Consider the following 16,059-nt stretch of genomic DNA (forward strand, 5'->3'; position numbering starts at 1 on the left):
GACCGGGCCCCGTGCCGTGCTCCCGGCTCACGGGCCGGCGAAGACCCCGTCGCCGTTGGACTGCGAGCGACCCGGGGCCGGCTCGCTGTACTGACCGGCCTCGTGGCGGGCGACGACGAAGTGGTGCACCTCGTCCGGCCCGTCGGCCAGGCGGAGCGTGCGCTGGCTGGCGTACATGCCGGCCAGGGGCGTCCACTGCGAGACGCCGGTGGCGCCGTGGATCTGGATGGCCTGGTCGATGATCTGGCAGACCTTCTCCGGCACCATCGCCTTGACCGCGGAGACGTAGACGCGGGCCTGGGCGTTGCCGAGCACGTCCATCGCCTTGGCGGCCTTGAGCACCATGAGCTTGCAGGCGTCGAGCTCGATGCGGGCCCGCGAGACGGTCTCCATGTTCTTGCCGAGGTTCAGGATCGGCTTGCCGAACGCCTCGCGGAACTTGCCGCGGCGGACCATCAGCTCCAGCGCCTTCTCGCCCTGGCCGATCGCGCGCATGCAGTGGTGGATGCGGCCCGGACCCAGCCGCACCTGGCTGATCTCGAAGCCCCGGCCCTCGCCGAGCAGCATGTTCGAGGCCGGCACGCGCACGTCGGTGAAGCGGATGCGCATGTGGCCGTGCGGGGCGTCGTCGCGGCCGAAGACCTCCATCGGCTCCATCACCTGGACGCCCGGGGTGTCCATCGGCACCAGGATCTGCGACTGCTGCTGGTGCACCGGCGCGTCCGGGTTGGTCTGGCACATGACGATCATGATCTTGCAGCGCGGGTCGCCGGCCCCGGAGATGTAGTACTTCTCGCCGTTGAGGACGTAGTCGTCGCCGTCGCGCAGGGCCTGGAGTCGGACGTTCTTGGCGTCCGAGCTGGCGACGTCGGGCTCGGTCATGGCGAAGGCGGAGCGGATCTCGCCGTTGAGCAGGGGCTCCAGCCACTGCGCCTTCTGCTCCGGGGTGCCGACGCGCTCGAGCACCTCCATGTTGCCGGTGTCCGGGGCCGAGCAGTTGAGCGACTCCGAGCCGAGCGGGTACTTGCCGAGCTCGACGGCGATGTAGGCGTAGTCGAGGTTGCTCAGCCCACCGACCTCGGAGTTGGGCAGGAAGAAGTTCCACAGGCCGGCCGCCTTGGCCTTGTCCTTGGCTCCCTCCAGCGCCTCGAGCTGGCCCGGCGCGTAGGACCACCGGTCCGCGCGGCCCTCGCCGAGCCGGAAGAACTCCTCCTGCATCGGCGCGACCACGTCCTCGAGGAACCGGACCACCCGGTCGTAGAGCGGCCGGGCCTCCTCGCTCATGCGCAGGTCGAACAGTTCCGTTGGCTCGGCGGTCCGCATCGGTGTCCCTCTCAGATGGATCGTTCGGCACCCCGAGCGTGGCACAGCGAGCGGTCGGGCGGGTGACCCGGGCCACGATCCCGGCGTCGGGCGGCTGCGGTCTCCGGCCGGGACCGAGGTCAGGGCCCTGCTACGTTCCGCTGGCCGGCCCGCGCGGACGTCGTCCGCGTGCGACCGGACGACCCGGGAGGCGCAGTGGTGCTGACGCGTGAGGCAACGGTTGAGGAGGCCTGCGCGGCCGTCGACCGCGACGGCTACGTCATCATCGAACGGCTCATGGACCCGGAGTGGGTCGCGGCTGCCAAGGCCGACCTGCAGCGGGTGCTCGCCGACACGTCCACGGGGCGCAACGCCTTCGAGGGCTTCTCCACCCAGCGCGTCTACGCGCTGTTCGCCAAGACGCGGTACTTCGACGGGCCGGGCACCCACCCGCTCATGCTCGGCGTCCTCGACCACGTGCTCGGCCACTACCAGTTCAGCGCGCCGGTGGGGATCCAGATCGGGCCGGGGGAGAAGGCCCAGGTGCTGCACCGCGACGACGACGTGTACCCGCTGCCGCGCACCGGCACGGACGTCGTCGTCAACACGATGTGGCCGCTCGACGACTTCACCGTCGAGAACGGCGCGACCCGGTTCGTGCCCGGGAGCCACCGCTGGGAGGCCGGGCGCACCGCCACGGAGGAGGAGACGACGGCCGCCGTCATGCCGGCCGGGTCGGTGCTGATCTACGTCGGCAACCTCGTCCACGGGGGCGGGGCGAACACGACCGACCGGCCGCGCCTCGGCGTCATCCTCGAGTACGCCGCGTCCTGGCTCCGGCCCCAGGAGAACCACGTGCTCGCCGTGCCGCAGGAGATCGTCCGGACACTGCCGGAGCGGCTGCAGGAGCTGCTGGGCTACAACATCCACCCGCCGTTCCTCGGCTACGTCGACGGCCGTCACCCCCGGAGGGTTCTGCGGTGACCGGGATCAGCGAGACACGGATCGAGGCCGGTGGGCTCTCCTTCGGAGCGCTCGTCGCCGGGCCGGAGGACGGCCCCCTGGCGTTGTGCCTGCACGGCTTCCCGGACACCGCGCACACCTACCGCCACCTGCTGCCGGAGCTCGCGGCCGCGGGTTTCCGGGCGGTGGCCCCGTTCTCGCGCGGCTACGCGCCGACCGACGTCCCCGCCGACGGCCGGTACCAGACCGGCGCGCTGGTCCGGGACGCGAACGCCCTCCACGACGCCCTGGGCGGCGACGAGCGCGCGGTGGTCGTCGGGCACGACTGGGGTGCGCAGGCGACCTACGGCGCCGCGGTCGGTGCGCCGGACCGCTGGCGGAAGGTGGTGGCCATGGCGGTGCCGGTGGGTCCGGCGCTGGCCGGCTCGTTCTTCACCTACGACCAGATCAAGCGGTCGTTCTACATGTACTTCTTCCAGAACCTGCTGGCCGACGTGCTCGTCGCGGCCAACGACCAGGCCTTTCTCGCCCGGCTGTGGGCCGACTGGTCACCCGGCTACGACGCGACCGAGGACCTCGCCCTCGTCCGTGCCGCCCTCGGGACGCCGGAGAACCTGGCCGCGGCGCTGGGCTACTACCGCGCGCTGTTCGACCCGGCCCGGCAGTCGCCGGAGCTGGCCGCCGAGCAGCTGGCCGTCAGCGGGGTGCCGCCGCAGCCGACGCTCTACCTGCACGGCGCCCAGGACGGCTGCATGGGTGCCGACGTCGTCGGTGCGGTGCGGGACGCCCTCGTCCCCGGCTCGGAGGCCGTCGTCGTCGAGGGCGCGGGGCACTTCCTGCACCTCGAGCGGCCGGCCGAGGTGAACGCCCGCATCGTGGGCTTCCTGACCTCGTAGGCCCGGGCTCAGACGCGAGTGAGCTCGTCGCTCCGGCGACGCCGGTTGGGATTCGCCACCGGGGCGGTGCGGCCGACCGTCGCCCGCGGCACGACGGGCTCCCGCCGCTCGTGCACCACCGGTGGGGTGTGCGCGTGCTCCGGCTTCTGCGGGCGCGAGCGGGACCCCGCCAGCAGGGCGTGCGGGCGGGTCGCGTCGTCGTCGTCCTGCCCGGGATCCCCGACGAGGCCCAGCTGACGGGCCGCGGGGGCCGACGGGAACGTCTCGCACCGGGGCGGGCGCTTCGGGTCGGGCAGGCGGAGCTCGGCGAGGTCCTTCCAGGTGGAGTGCCGCAGGCCGTCGACGACGCAGCGGACCCGGGCCAGGACGCGACCCTCCTGGGTCGTCCAGCCCAGCAGCTCACCGGAGAACCAGATGCCACGGTGGTGGATCTCCACGGGCTGCGGGTCGCCCGCGAAGAGGCTCACCACCGGATTCCCGCTCACCCGGCGGACTGTAGGTCCGGGGGACGATCCGGTACGGAAGGCGCGCGTGCTTGTCGCGCGCCACGGAACAGGTCCGTCCCACCACTCACTCCGGTGCCTGCCGCAACCCCCGGCGGACGGCCGGTCCACACCGGTGTACAGTGGGTTCTACCGACGCGGGGTGGAGCAGCTCGGTAGCTCGCTGGGCTCATAACCCAGAGGTCACAGGTTCGAATCCTGTCCCCGCTACCACGTGGAACGGCCCTCACAGTCGCACTGTGAGGGCCGTTTCTCATCCGCCGACGTCGGCACCGCTCCGGCGACTGCGCCCGCTCCGGGCGCCGCGCCGAGGCGAGCGTGCCCGGCAGCTCGAGGAGGAGCAGTGGCTCGACGAGGCCAGCCCCAGACGGGGGCTCGCCGTACCGCCCCGCGGAACCAGCGCCGTGCCCGCGGGCCGGAGGACGTGATCTCCGTCCTCGCCCGCGCCGTGCGCGAGGTCGAGGGCGCCGTCCAGCGCGGCTCGGTCACCGCCTCGGTGCGCACGAAGTTCCAGGCCATCGCCCTGGTTGCGCGGGAGGAGCGCGCCCGGGTGCGGGCCGACGAGGAGAGCAGCCAGAGCCACAAGGCCGAGCAGCTCAAGCGCCTGGACGGCATCGCGACCATCCTGGCCAGGACGGCGGTCCGCGACTCCGGCCTGCTGGCCCTGCTCGGTGAGGACGCCGTCGTCTCCGGGTCGGCCCGCGCGCTCAGTGCCGAGATGCTGCGCGCCGCCGGCATCGAGCCGACTCCGGTCGAGCCCGCGCCGGTCGAGGTCGCGGAGGCGCCCGCGAGCGAGCGCCGCGTCGTCCCGCAGTCGGTGGTCTCGCGGCAGCTGGCCAACCCCTTCCTGGCCCCGGACTTCGAGGCGGCGCGCCAGGTCACCAGCCGGCCGCGCCGGCTGGCCGGCTGGGAGCTGCTCCAGCCGCTGTTCAACTCCTTCGAGCGGGCCGGCGGCGGCGCCCCGGCGTGCATGCCGCTGCCGTTCCCCACGGACCGGTTCACCCCGCCGGGCCTCCAGCTCATGCCGCACCAGGGGCAGCTCGTCGCCGCGGCCGCGGCGGGGCACCGCACCTTCCTGCTGGCCGACGAGCCCGGTCTGGGCAAGACCGCGCAGGCGCTGCTCGCGGCGGAGGCGTCGGACGCCTACCCCCTGCTGGTCGTGGTGCCGAACGTGGTGAAGACCAACTGGGCCCGCGAGGCCGGCCGCTGGACGCCGCACCGCAAGGCCACCGTCGTCCAGGGCGACGGCGAGACGGTCGACGGCTTCGCCGACATCGTCGTCGTCAACTACGAGGTGCTCGACCGCCACGTCGGCTGGCTCGGCGAGTTCGGCTTCCGCGGCATGGTCGTGGACGAGGCGCACTTCATCAAGAACAAGACCTCGCAGCGGTCGCAGAACGTGCTGCAGCTGTCCGAGCGCATCCGGCTGCGCACCGCGCGCCCGCTCCTGATGGCGCTGACCGGCACCCCGCTGATCAACGACATCGACGACTTCCGCGCCATCTGGCAGTTCCTCGGCTGGATCGACGACAGCAAGCCGCTCGGCGAGCTGATGGACTGTCTCGAGGCGACCGGCCTGACGCCCGCGGACCCCGGCTTCTACCCCGCGGCCCGGAAGTGCGTGATCGACCTCGGCATCGTCCGCCGGCGCAAGGTCGACGTCGCCGCGGACATCCCCGCGCGCCGCATCGCCGACCTGCCCGTCGAGCTCGACGACAAGGCCGGCCGCTCCATCCGCGCCGCCGAGCGCGAGCTCGCCCGCCGGCTGGTCAAGCGCTACGAGAGCGCGCTGGCCGCGCGCGAGTCGGCCACCGTCGTCGAGGGCATCGACGCCGACCTGGTGCGCAAGGTCGCCGGGTGGGAGCTCAAGGACGCCGGCTCGTCGACCACCGGCGAGAACGTGTTCGGCATGATGCGGCGCATCGGTCAGGCGAAGGCCCCGTTGGCTGCCGACTACGCGGCCCAGCTCGCCCGCAGCGCCGGCAAGGTGGTGTTCTTCGCCAAGCACGTCGACGTCATGGACGTGGCCGAGGAGTCCTTCGAGCGGCAGGGGATCGCCTACGCCTCGATCCGCGGTGACCAGACGCCGTCGGCGCGGCAGCGCAACATCGACGCCTTCGTCAACGACCCCGAGGTCGCCGTGGCGGTCTGCTCCCTGACGGCGGCGGGGGTGGGGCTCAACCTGCAGGTGGCCTCGAACATCGTGCTGGCCGAGCTGTCCTGGACCGACGCCGAGCAGACGCAGGCGATCGACCGCAGCCACCGCATCGGCCAGACCATGCCCGTCACCGCCTGGCGGATCATCGCCGCGCAGACCATCGACGCCCGCATCGCCGAGCTCATCGACAGCAAGGCGGGCCTGGCCGCGCGGGCGCTGGACGGGTCGGACGAGGTGTTCTCCTCCACCGACGTGCAGCTCGAGGCGCTCGTCGCGCTGCTCACCGCCGAGCTGTCGGCGTAGCCGGACACCTCCACAGGTTCCGGCGGGGCGCAAAGACGTCCGCGCGTAGTCGGACTCTGCCCCGCGGGTGTGGGCAGAGCCCGACTGTGTGGGGGAGCGGTCGCCGGCGGGGCCCTCCCTGCGTCTCCTGACGGGCGGGAGCTCATCGCTCTCGACTTCGACGCCGTCGGCGCACGGCGACGTGCCGTCGAGTGTTGTGCGCCACCCTTCCGCTCTCTACCGTCAGCGCTGACCGTTTGTCTTCCGACAGTGAGGCGCGCCCGTGTCCGTGAACACCCCCGTCGATCCCGCGCAGTTCGACATCGAGGCGATCGATCTGTCCGACCGCGACTTCTGGGCGGAGCCGCCGGCGGTACGGCACGCGGTCTTCGACAAGCTGCGGGCCGAGCGTCCGTTCGCCTTCTTCGACGAGCCGACCATGGAGGGCATGGAGCCGGGCCCCGGGTACTGGGCCGTCACCCGGCTCGCCGACCTCGACGCGATCAGCGCCCAGCCGGCCGTCTTCTGCTCGGGCCAGGGCGCGGTCTCGATCCAGGACATCCCGGCCGACCTCAGCGAGTTCTACGGCTCCATGATCAGCATGGACGACCCCCGGCACGCCCGGATCCGGCGGATCGTCGCCAAGACGTTCACCCCGCGGATGCTCGAGCAGGTCGTCGACTCCGTGGTCGGCATCGTGGACGACGTGCTGGCCGAGGCGCGGGCCAAGGCGGAGGCGGGGGACGGGTCCCTGGACGTCGTCGCCGACATCGCCGCGCCCATCCCGCTGCGGATCATCTGCGACATGATGGGCGTCCCCGAGCAGGACCGGGAGCTGGTCCTGAACGCCTCGAACACCATCCTCTCCGGCGGCGACCCCGAGCTCACCGACGAGGCGGACCCGCTCACCGCGCTGATCGAGGCCGGCATGAACATGGCCGCGTTGATGGAGCGGCTCGCCGCGGAGCGGATCGAGAACCCCACCGACGATCTGACGACGGCGCTGGTGAACAGCGAGGTCGACGGCGAGAAGCTCACCCACCAGGAGATCGCCTCGTTCTTCATCCTGCTGCTCGTCGCCGGCAACGAGACCACCCGGACGGCCATCGCGCAGGGCCTGCTCGCGCTGTCGGAGAACCCGGAGCAGCGGGCCCGCTGGATGGCCGACCCGTCGATGGACAAGGCCGCGGTCGAGGAGGTCGTCCGCTACGTCAGCCCCGTGACCTGGATGCGCCGCACCGCGACCCAGGACGGCGAGCTCAACGGGCACTCGTTCAAGGAAGGCGACAAGTTCCTGCTGTTCTACGCCGCGGCGAACCGCGACCCGGAGTCGTTCGAGAACCCGCACGCCCTGGACCTGGGCCGCAGTCCGAACAACCACGTCGGCTTCGGCGGGCACGGGCCGCACTTCTGCCTGGGCGCCCACCTGGCGCGGCGCGAGCTCGCGGTGACCTTCCGCCGGCTGTTCGAGGTCTGCCCCGACCTGGAGATCACCGGCGAGCCCGCCCGGCTGCGCTCCTCGTTCGTCAACGGCCTCAAGCGGCTGCCGGCGCGCCTCACGGGGCAGCGATGAGCCGGGTGCAGGTCGACCGGGAGCGCTGCGTCGGCTCGGGCGTGTGCGAGTCGATCGTCCCGGAGGTCTTCGAGATCGACGACGACGGCGTCCTCCAGGTGCTCCGCCAGGAGCCTCCCGCCGACGACCTGGACGGGGTCCGGGACGCCGTCCAGTCCTGCCCCGCGCGGGCGCTCGTGCTGGCGGAATGATCGAAGCGGCCGCTCGCGGGTAGGAGCCGACCATGGAACCCACGGTCACGAACGCCCCGGACGCCGGCCGCTACGAGATCCGCGACGGCGACCGGCTGCTGGGCCACGCCGACTACCGCCGGGAGGGGTCCACCTTCGTGTTCACGCACACGGAGGTGGACCCCGACGCCGGGCACTCCGGCCTCGGCAGCACCCTCGTCCGCGCCGCGCTCGACGACGTCCGGGCCCAGGGCGGGTCGGTCGTCCCGCAGTGCTCGTTCGTGCGCGGCTGGATCGGCAAGCATCAGGACTACGCCGACCTGGTGGCCGGGTCGGAGAGCTGACGCCTCCGTCGGGCGGGAACGGGGCCGGGCCGCGCACTCCGTAGGCTCGGGCCGTGACCTTGGAGCGACCGTGATCGAGCTGCGCACCCCCGGCGAGCTGGATGCGATGCGCGCGGCCGGAGCGGTGGTCGCCGACATGCACGCCGCCGTCCGGGCCCTGGCCGCACCCGGGGTCCGGCTGACCCAGCTGGACGCCGTCGCCCGGGACGTCCTCTCCGACGCCGGTGCGACTTCGCCGTTCCTCGGGTACGCGCCGCTGTCGACCACCCCGCCGTTCCCGGGCGTCGTCTGCCTGTCGGTCAACGACGTCGCCCTGCACGGCATCCCCACGCCCGAGGTCCTCGACGACGGCGACCTGCTCAGCGTCGACGCCGGCGCGGTGCTCGACGGCTGGGTGGGCGATGCCGCGATCACCTTCCCGATCGGCACCCCGCGGCCCGAGGACCTGACGCTGATCGAGACCACCGAGCGGGCGCTGGCGGCCGGCATCGCCGCGGCCGTCGTCGGCAACCGGATCGGCGACATCTCCGCCGCGATCGGTGCGGTCGGCCGGGCCGGCGGGTGTGGCATCAACACCGACCAGGGCGGCCACGGGGTCGGGCGGCAGATGCACGAGCCGCCGTCGGTGCCGAACGAGGGCCGGCCCGGCCGTGGGGTGAAGCTCCGGGCGGGGCTGGTCATCGCCATCGAGCCGTGGTTCCTGGCCGGCGGCAGCGACGACTACACCGTGGACGCCGACGGGTGGACGCTGCGCAGCGCCGACGGGAGCCGTGCCGCCCACGTCGAGCACACCGTCGCCGTCACCGACGACGGGCCCCGCATCCTCACGCTGCCCCGATGACGGGACCGGGCCGGTGCGCGAGGCGCTGATCATCGACCTGGACGGCGTCCTCCGCAGCTGGGCCGGGCAGCGGACCGCCGCCATCGAACGGCGGTACGGCCTGCCCGCCGGGTCGCTCACCGCCGTCGCCTTCGCCCCCGACCGACTGGTTCCTGCGGTCACGGGCCGGACCACCGATGCCGCCTGGCGTGCCGGTGTCGCGGAGGAGCTGACCAGGCGGCACGGTGCCCGAGGCGAGGACGCGGTGCGCGAGTGGTCCGCGCCGGTGGGTGAGGTGGACGACGACGTGCTCGCGGTCGTGCGGGCGCAGCGCACCGTGCGCACGGTCGCGCTGCTGAGCAACGCCACCGATCGGTTGCGGTCCGACCTGCGGGCGCTGTCCCTGGTCGAGGAGTTCGACGCCGTCTTCAGCAGCGCCGAGCTCGGGGTCGCGAAACCCGACCCGGAGGTGTTCGTACGGGTCTGTGCGGCGCTCGGCCGCGCGCCGGAGCAGTGCCTGTTCGTGGATGACTCCGCCGAGCACGTGGCCGCCGCCGCGGCGCTGGGTCTGCGTGCGCACCACTACCGCTCCGTCGCGGGCCTCAGCGACTTCCTCGATCGCTGGAGCTGAGCGGGCGGGCCAGCTCGACCTCCGGCCCGATGCTGCCCGTGAACCGGACACCGGTGTCCCGGAAGCCGGCCTTCTCGTAGAAGCGCCGGGCGCGGGCGTTGTCCGCGTGCACGTTCAGCCGCACGCGGGGGAGCTGCTGGGCGCCCAGCCAGTCCGTGACCGCCTCGAACAGCCGGTCCATCACCTGCCGGCCGCGGTGGTCGGGGTGCAGGTAGACCCCCACGACGTGCCCACCCGACTCCTCGACGACCGATCCGCCGACGTCCACGGCGCCGGCCCGCTCGACCAGCGCGACGGCGGTGCCGACCCAGGTGCCGTCGTCGGCGATCGCGACGAACTGGCGGGCGACCGCGTCCGGGCCGGCGTCGACGGCCGACCCGCGGGCCCGGTCGCGCCAGAACTCCTCGGGTCGGGCGGCGGCCTGCTCGTAGGTCTCCAGGAACGCCTGGGGCGCGGCGGGGTCGCACAGCGCCTCCAGCCGCAGCGCCCGGATCTCGCGCCACTCGTGCGCCCGCACCGGCCGGACGGTGTACGGCGCGGTCATGAGCCCAGTGCCTGCTCGAGGTCTCCGATCAGGTCGTCGACGTCCTCGATGCCGACCGACAGGCGGACCAGGTCGGCGGGCACCTCCAGCGGCGAGCCGGCGGCGCTGGCGTGGGTCATGCGGCCGGGGTGCTCGATCAGCGACTCGACGCCGCCGAGCGATTCGGCCAGCGTGAACAGCTGCGTCCGCTCGCACACGCGGAGCGCGGCCTCCTCGCCGTCCCGGAGCCGGAAGGAGACCATCCCGCCGAAGCCGGACATCTGCCTGGCGGCGGTGGCGTGGCCAGGGTGGTCGGGCAGGCCGGGGTAGAGCACCGCCGACACGTCGGACCGGGCGGCCAGGAACTCGGCGACCCGGGCGGCGTTGGTGCAGTGCCGGTCCATCCGCACCCCGAGGGTCTTGAGGCTGCGCAGCACCATCCACGCGTCGAACGGGCCGGCCACCGCGCCCATCGCGTTGTGGTTGTAGGCCAGCTGCGCGCCCAGCTCGGCGTCGCGGGTCACCAGCGCACCGCCGACGACGTCGGAGTGGCCGCCCAGGTACTTCGTCGTCGAGTGCACGACGACGTCGGCGCCCAGCGTCAGCGGCCGCTGCAGGTAGGGCGAGGCGAAGGTGTTGTCGACGACGAGCAGCGCCCCGGCCTCGTGCGCGACGGCCGCCGTCGCCTCGATGTCGGTGATGTTCAGCAGCGGGTTGCTGGGGGTCTCGCACCAGACGACGCGGGTGGTGGGCCGGATCGCGGCGCGGAGCGCGTCGGGGTCGTCCAGGTGGACCGGCGTGTGCTCCAGCCCCCACTCCGACAGCACGCGGGAGATCAGCCGGAAGGTGCCGCCGTAGGCGTCCCCGCCCAGGACGACGTGGTCACCGGCCCGGCAGACGGTGCGCAGCAGGGTGTCCTCGGCGGCGAGGCCCGAGGCGAACGCCAGCGCGGTCGTGCCCTCCTCGAGGGCGGCCAGCGCGGCGTGCAGGGTGTCGCGGGTCGGGTTGCCGCTGCGGCTGTACTCGTAGCCGCCGCGCAGCCCGCCGACGCCGTCCTGCTTGTAGGTCGTCGTGAGGTGCAGCGGCGGGATGACCGCACCGGTCGCCGGGTCGGGGTCCTGGCCCGCGTGGATCGCGCGGGTGTTGAAGCCGGTCATGAGCCGACCGTAGGCGCGAGCCCGGCGATGTGTCCGAGCACGTCCTGGCGGGTGACGACGCCGGCCGGCTTGCCGTCGACGTGCACCAGCAGGGCGTCCGCGCCGCCGAGCTGGGCCACCGCCGCGCTGACCGCCTCACCCGAGCCGACGATCGGCAGGGGCGGCGACATGTGCTTCTCGACGCGGTCGGCCAGCGTCGCCTTCCCGGCGAACAGCGCGTCGAGCAGCGTCTTCTCGTCGATGGACCCGACCACCTCGCCGGCGGTGACCGGCGGCTCGGCGCGCACGACGGGCAGCTGGCTGACGCCGTACTCGCGGAGGATGTCGATGGCGTCGCGGACGGTCTCGTTCGGGTGCGTGTGCACCAGCGTCGGGGTGCTGCCGCCCTTGGCCTCGAGCAGCTCGCCGATGGTCTCGCCGCCGGCGGCCTCGAGGAAGCCGTAGTCGGCCATCCAGGTGTCGTTGAAGATCTTGTTCAGGTAGCCGCGGCCGCCGTCGGGCAGGAGCACCACGAGGACGTCGTCCTTGGTCAGCCGCTCGGCCACCCGGAGCGCGGCGACGACGGCCATGCCGCACGAGCCGCCGACGAGCAGCCCCTCCTCGCGGGCCAGCCGGCGCGTCATCGCGAAGGAGTCGCCGTCGGAGACGGCGATGATCTCGTCGGCGACGTCCTGGTCGTAGGTGCTCGGCCAGAAGTCCTCGCCGACGCCCTCCACGAGGTACGGACGGCCGGTGCCGCCGGAGTAGACCGAGCCCTCCGGATCGGCGCCGATGACCTGCACCCGTCCGCCGGAGGACTCCTTGAGGTAGCGGCCGACGCCGCTGATGGTGCCGCCGGTGCCCGCCCCCGTGACGAAGTAGGTGATCCGGCCGTCGGTCTGCGCCCACAGCTCGGGGCCGGTCGTCTCGTAGTGCGAGCGCGGGTTGTTCGGGTTGGAGTACTGGTCGGGCTTCCAGGCGCCGGGCGTCTCGCGGCTGAGCCGGTCGGAGACCGAGTAGTACGACCGCGGGTCGGCCGGGTCGACGGCGGTGGGGCAGACGACCACCTCGGCGCCGTAGGCCTTGAGCACGTTGATCTTCTCCTGCCCGACCTTGTCGGGGCAGACGAAGATGCAGCGGTAGCCGCGCTGCTGGGCGACCAGGGCCAGGCCGATGCCGGTGTTGCCGCTGGTCGGCTCTACGATCGTGCCGCCGGGCTTCAGCTCGCCGCTGGCCTCGGCGGCGTCGACCATGCGGACCGCGATCCGGTCCTTCACCGAGCCGCCGGGGTTGAGGTACTCGACCTTGGCCAGCACCAGCGGGGCGTCGGGACCCAGGTCGCGGGTGACCGAGGACAGCCGCACCAGCGGGGTGTTGCCGACCAGGTGGACGACGGACTCGGCGTACTGCACGGTGGGCCTCCTCGGGGGTCCCGGCCACCGGAACCCGATCGTCACCATCCCACCAGAGGTGCCCATACCGGTCACCTGGGACCAGGATGCGGGCATGACGCTTCCAGTACCCACCCGCACCCTCGGCGGCCTCACTGTCTCCGCACTCGGTCTCGGCTGCATGGGCATGAGCCAGAGCTACGGCGCGGCCGACCGCTCCGAGTCCCTCGCGACGATCCACCGGGCGCTCGACCTCGGCATCACCTTCCTCGACACCTCCGACGTCTACGGCGACGGGCACAACGAGGAGCTCGTCGGCGAGGCGATCGCCGGCCGCCGCGACGAGGTGCAGCTGGCCACGAAGTTCTCCATCTCCCGGGACGAGCGCGGCCGGATGCGCATCGACGGCCGGCCGGAGAACGTGCGGGCCTGCGCCGAGGCCAGCCTGCGGCGGCTCGGCGTCGACGTCATCGACCTCTACTACCAGCACCGGGTCGACTCGAAGGTCCCGATCGAGGACACCGTCGGCGCCATGGCCGAGCTCGTGCAGGAGGGCAAGGTCCGCCACCTCGGGCTGTCGGAGGCCAGCGCCGCCTCCATCCGCCGCGCCGTCGCCGTGCACCCCATCGCGGCGCTGCAGAGCGAGTGGTCGCTGTGGACCCGTGACCTGGAGGCGGAGGTCCTGGGCGTCGCCCGCGAGCACGGCATCGGCATCGTCCCGTTCAGCCCGCTGGGGCGCGGCTTCCTCACCGGCGCGATCACCAGCCCGGACGACTTCGGCGACGACGACTTCCGCAAGAACCAGCCCCGCTTCCAGGGCGAGGCGTTCCAGGCCAACCTGCGCCTGGTCGACGCCGTCCGCGAGATGGCCGCCGAGAAGGGCGTCTCGGCCGGGCAGCTGGCCCTGGCCTGGGTGCTGGCCCAGGGCGACGACGTCGTGCCCATCCCCGGCACGAAGCGGCGCAGCTACCTGGAGGAGAACGCCGGCGCCCTGGCCGTGCAGCTCTCCGCCGAGGACCTGGCGCGCCTCGAGGCGATCGCGCCGCCCGGTGCGGCGTCGGGCACCCGGTACCCCGACAGCGGCTACGCCTACGGCGACAGCCCGGAGCGCGCCGCGTGACGGCTGCGGTGCCCGCACCGGTGACCACCCGCGTGCGCGGCCGGGACGGGGTCGAGGTGGCGGTGCACCGCTGGGGTGGCCCGGGGGAGCGTCCGCTGGTCGTCCTGCAGCACGGGTTCGCCGCGGACAGCGTCCGCAACTGGGGAACGAGCGGCATCGTCGCGGCGCTGCTGGCCGACGGCCGGGAGGTGGCGGCCGTCGACGCCCGGGGGCACGGCGCCTCGGACAAGCCGCACGACCCCGAGCGCTACGGGGAGCGCACGATGGCGGCGGACCTGTCGGAGGTCGCCGACGCCCTGGACCTGGACGTGTTCGACGTCGCCGGCTACTCGATGGGCGGCATCGTCGCCCTGGTGCTGGCCGGGACCGACCAGCGGGTGCGCCGGCTGGTGGTCGGCGGCATCGGGGCCGGCGTGGTGGAGCGGGGTGGCCTGGACACTCGGGCCGTCCGCACCACCGCGCTGGCGGCCGCGCTCGAGACCGACGACCCGGACTCGATCGCCGACCCGATGGCGGCCGCCTTCCGCACCTTCGCCGACAGCACCGGCGCGGACCGGCTGGCGCTCGCCGCGCACGTCCGGGCAGTGAACGCGGACCCGTTGCCGCTGGAGGAGATCGCGGCGCCGACGCTCGTGGTCGCCGGTGAGACCGATCCGCTCGCCGCCCGGCCGCAGGTGCTCGCCGACGCGATCTCCGGGGCGCGGCTGGTCATGGTGCCCGGCGACCACCTCGGCGCGGTGTGGGCTCCGGAGTTCGCCGCCGCGCTGGTCGGCTTCCTGGGGGACGACGGCGGCTCGTGACCGACGGGGTGTTCCTCGGCGCCGACCTCGGCACCAGCGGGCTGAAGCTGGTCGCCCTGGACGGCGCCGGCGCCGTCGTGGCCGAGGCGGAACGGGGCTACGCCTACGACCGTCCGGCGCCTGGGCGGGCGGAGATCGACGTGCGCGTGTGGCGGACGGCGTTCGATGACGCGGCCGGTGAGCTGCACGCGGCGCTGGCCGGCCGGCAGGTGCGGGCGCTGGGCCTGGCGGGTCAGATGCACGGCGCCGTGCTGGTCGACGCGGCGGGCCGGCCGGTGCGGCCGGCGCTGCTGTGGCCCGACGCCCGGGCCGCAGGCGAGCTGGCCCGCTGGCGGCAGCTGGGGCATGCCGACCGCGCGGCGTTGGCCAATCCGCTGGTCGCCGGCATGACCGGGCCGATGCTGGCCTGGCTGGCCGTCCACGAGCCGGCGGCCGTGGCCGGGGCGGCGGCGGTGCTCCTGCCCAAGGACGCCCTGCGGGCCGCGCTCGTCCCGGGGGCCGACGCGGCGGTCACCGACCGCAGCGACGCCTCGGCGACGCTGCTGTGGGACGTCGTCGGCGACGGCTGGTCGTCCGCGGCCACCGCGGCGGCCGGCGTGCCGGCGGAGCTGCTGCCGGCCGTGCGGGGGAGCGCGGAGGTGGTCGGGACGACGTCGCTCGTCGGCGCCGACGTGCCGGTGGTGGTCGGCGGTGCGGACACGCCGCTGGCCCTGCTCGCGGCCGGCACCGCGGACGGCCTGCAGGTCAACCTGGGCACCGGCGCGCAGGTCCTGCGACCGGGCTGGACCCCGCCGCCGGCCGACGACCCGGCCACCCACGGCTACGCCGACGTGTCCGGGGGCTGGTACGCGATGGCGGCCCTGCAGAACGGCGGCTCGGCCTGGGACTGGGTGGGCGAGGTGCTCGGCATGGGGTGGGCGGAGCTGGTGGCCGCCGTGCGGAACGCCGTCCCGGGTGCCGGTGGCGCGCTGTTCCGGCCCTTCCTCGCAGGTGAGCGCGGCGGGGTCGCGGGGCCGGACGACCGGGGCGGCTGGACCGGGTTGTCCGCGGCCACGACGCGCGCGGACCTCGCGCGCGCGGCGGTCGAGGGGGTGGCGTTCGCGATCGCGGAGGCGGCGCGGTCGCTCGGCGGAGCGGATGCGGCCCCCGTCGTCCTCACCGGGGGAGCCGCACGGGCGCCGGAGGTCCAGCAGGTGCTAGCCGACGTCCTCGACCGGCCGGTCCGGCACCTGCGTCTGCGCAGCGCCTCGGCGATCGGTGCTGCGGTACTCGCCGCCCGAGGCGTGGGGGTGGAGCTGGAGCCGCAGCGCCGTCCCGGGCCGCTGGTGGAGCCGCGGCCGGATCCGCGGCTGGCCGACGCCGCCCGGCGGTGGGCGATGGGGCGCTGACCGGCGGAACGGAGCCCGTGCTGCGACCGTTGGTGCAGGAGACGGGGCCGACCGGTCCC

16 protein-coding genes and 1 tRNA gene are annotated in these 16,059 nt (G+C 73.8%); 12 read left to right on the forward strand and 5 right to left on the reverse strand.

Annotated features, from left to right (window positions below; translation table 11 throughout):
- Nucleotides 1–27 precede the first annotated feature (27 nt).
- On the reverse strand, nt 28–1,323 hold the full coding sequence (locus DQ239_RS10405; RefSeq protein WP_113834359.1) for an acyl-CoA dehydrogenase family protein: 1,296 nt from the start codon (nt 1,321–1,323) through the stop codon (nt 28–30).
- Between the two features lie 195 nt (nt 1,324–1,518).
- Here DQ239_RS10405 and DQ239_RS10410 point away from each other — a divergent pair, with 195 nt between their 5' ends.
- Nucleotides 1,519–2,286, forward strand: coding sequence for a phytanoyl-CoA dioxygenase family protein (locus DQ239_RS10410; protein ID WP_113834360.1), 768 nt, complete (start codon nt 1,519–1,521; stop codon nt 2,284–2,286).
- Entirely contained in the window at nt 2,283–3,161 is an 879-nt protein-coding gene (locus DQ239_RS10415) for an alpha/beta hydrolase (protein WP_199582861.1), read from the forward strand. Before DQ239_RS10410 ends, DQ239_RS10415 begins: the two co-directional genes overlap by 4 nt.
- 8 nt (nt 3,162–3,169) lie before the next feature.
- Here DQ239_RS10415 and DQ239_RS10420 read toward each other — a convergent pair whose 3' ends face one another.
- A complete protein-coding gene (locus DQ239_RS10420; protein WP_147252081.1) occupies nt 3,170–3,646 on the reverse strand; it encodes a hypothetical protein in 477 nt (158 codons plus the stop codon).
- A 154-nt stretch (nt 3,647–3,800) separates the two neighbouring features.
- On the opposite strand from DQ239_RS10420, the gene DQ239_RS10425 reads away from it, so the two are divergent.
- The 7 genes from DQ239_RS10425 (at nt 3,801) to DQ239_RS10455 (ending at nt 9,642) form a co-directional block, all read left to right on the forward strand.
- Nucleotides 3,801–3,877: transfer RNA gene (locus tag DQ239_RS10425), tRNA-Met, on the forward strand.
- Between the two features lie 211 nt (nt 3,878–4,088).
- Nucleotides 4,089–6,125: a DEAD/DEAH box helicase gene (locus tag DQ239_RS10430; protein ID WP_233489058.1), complete on the forward strand. Its 2,037-nt coding sequence runs from the start codon at nt 4,089–4,091 to the stop codon at nt 6,123–6,125.
- 262 nt (nt 6,126–6,387) lie between these two features.
- Entirely contained in the window at nt 6,388–7,677 is a 1,290-nt protein-coding gene (locus tag DQ239_RS10435) for a cytochrome P450 (protein ID WP_199582863.1), read from the forward strand.
- The gene (locus DQ239_RS10440) at nt 7,674–7,868 is read left to right on the forward strand and encodes a ferredoxin (protein WP_113834363.1); all 195 of its coding nucleotides are present in this window, start codon (nt 7,674–7,676) and stop codon (nt 7,866–7,868) included. Before DQ239_RS10435 ends, DQ239_RS10440 begins: the two co-directional genes overlap by 4 nt.
- Before the next feature lie 32 nt (nt 7,869–7,900).
- Nucleotides 7,901–8,191, forward strand: a complete 291-nt coding sequence (locus DQ239_RS10445; RefSeq protein ID WP_113834364.1) for a GNAT family N-acetyltransferase — start codon at nt 7,901–7,903, stop codon at nt 8,189–8,191.
- Nucleotides 8,192–8,261: 70 nt separating this feature from the next.
- Nucleotides 8,262–9,032, forward strand: a complete 771-nt coding sequence (gene map / locus DQ239_RS10450) for a type I methionyl aminopeptidase (RefSeq protein WP_113834365.1) — start codon at nt 8,262–8,264, stop codon at nt 9,030–9,032.
- Nucleotides 9,033–9,045: 13 nt separating this feature from the next.
- Nucleotides 9,046–9,642, forward strand: a complete 597-nt coding sequence (locus tag DQ239_RS10455) for an HAD-IA family hydrolase (RefSeq protein WP_158544820.1) — start codon at nt 9,046–9,048, stop codon at nt 9,640–9,642.
- Here the strand turns inward: DQ239_RS10455 and DQ239_RS10460 are convergent.
- The 3 genes from DQ239_RS10460 to DQ239_RS10470 are packed head-to-tail and all read right to left on the reverse strand — an operon-like array spanning nt 9,614 to nt 12,713.
- A complete protein-coding gene (locus tag DQ239_RS10460; RefSeq protein WP_113834367.1) occupies nt 9,614–10,186 on the reverse strand; it encodes a GNAT family N-acetyltransferase in 573 nt (190 codons plus the stop codon). The genes DQ239_RS10455 and DQ239_RS10460 overlap by 29 nt on opposite strands.
- Nucleotides 10,183–11,322 carry a cystathionine gamma-synthase gene (locus tag DQ239_RS10465; RefSeq protein WP_113834368.1) on the reverse strand — a complete coding sequence of 380 codons (1,140 nt, stop codon included), beginning with the start codon at nt 11,320–11,322 and terminating at the stop codon, nt 10,183–10,185. The genes DQ239_RS10460 and DQ239_RS10465 overlap by 4 nt, the downstream gene beginning before the upstream one ends.
- Entirely contained in the window at nt 11,319–12,713 is a 1,395-nt protein-coding gene (locus tag DQ239_RS10470) for a cystathionine beta-synthase (RefSeq protein WP_113834369.1), read from the reverse strand. The genes DQ239_RS10465 and DQ239_RS10470 overlap by 4 nt, the downstream gene beginning before the upstream one ends.
- Nucleotides 12,714–12,807: 94 nt before the next feature.
- Here DQ239_RS10470 and DQ239_RS10475 point away from each other — a divergent pair, with 94 nt between their 5' ends.
- From DQ239_RS10475 to DQ239_RS10485, 3 genes are read left to right on the forward strand one after another with little or no spacing between them, the layout of a single operon-like run.
- Complete coding sequence (locus DQ239_RS10475) at nt 12,808–13,812, forward strand: aldo/keto reductase (RefSeq protein WP_113834370.1); 1,005 nt, start codon at nt 12,808–12,810, stop codon at nt 13,810–13,812.
- Complete coding sequence (locus DQ239_RS10480; protein WP_233489059.1) at nt 13,809–14,612, forward strand: alpha/beta fold hydrolase; 804 nt, start codon at nt 13,809–13,811, stop codon at nt 14,610–14,612. Before DQ239_RS10475 ends, DQ239_RS10480 begins: the two co-directional genes overlap by 4 nt.
- Nucleotides 14,609–16,000, forward strand: coding sequence for an FGGY family carbohydrate kinase (locus DQ239_RS10485; RefSeq protein WP_113834371.1), 1,392 nt, complete (start codon nt 14,609–14,611; stop codon nt 15,998–16,000). Before DQ239_RS10480 ends, DQ239_RS10485 begins: the two co-directional genes overlap by 4 nt.
- Nucleotides 16,001–16,059: the final 59 nt, after the last annotated feature.

Source organism: Blastococcus sp. TF02-09 (assembly GCF_003319105.1).
Classification (GTDB): domain Bacteria; phylum Actinomycetota; class Actinomycetes; order Mycobacteriales; family Geodermatophilaceae; genus Blastococcus.

Excerpts from the sequence above, each read along its gene's own strand:
- DQ239_RS10405 (WP_113834359.1), bottom strand. The coding sequence starts at position 1,323 with ATGCGGACCGCCGAGCCAACGGAACTGTTCGACCTGCGCATGAGCGAG.
- DQ239_RS10440 (WP_113834363.1), top strand. The coding sequence starts at position 7,674 with ATGAGCCGGGTGCAGGTCGACCGGGAGCGCTGCGTCGGCTCGGGCGTG.
- DQ239_RS10475 (WP_113834370.1), top strand. The coding sequence starts at position 12,808 with ATGACGCTTCCAGTACCCACCCGCACCCTCGGCGGCCTCACTGTCTCC.
- DQ239_RS10465 (WP_113834368.1), bottom strand. The coding sequence starts at position 11,322 with ATGACCGGCTTCAACACCCGCGCGATCCACGCGGGCCAGGACCCCGAC.
- DQ239_RS10445 (WP_113834364.1), top strand. The coding sequence starts at position 7,901 with ATGGAACCCACGGTCACGAACGCCCCGGACGCCGGCCGCTACGAGATC.
- DQ239_RS10460 (WP_113834367.1), bottom strand. The coding sequence starts at position 10,186 with ATGACCGCGCCGTACACCGTCCGGCCGGTGCGGGCGCACGAGTGGCGC.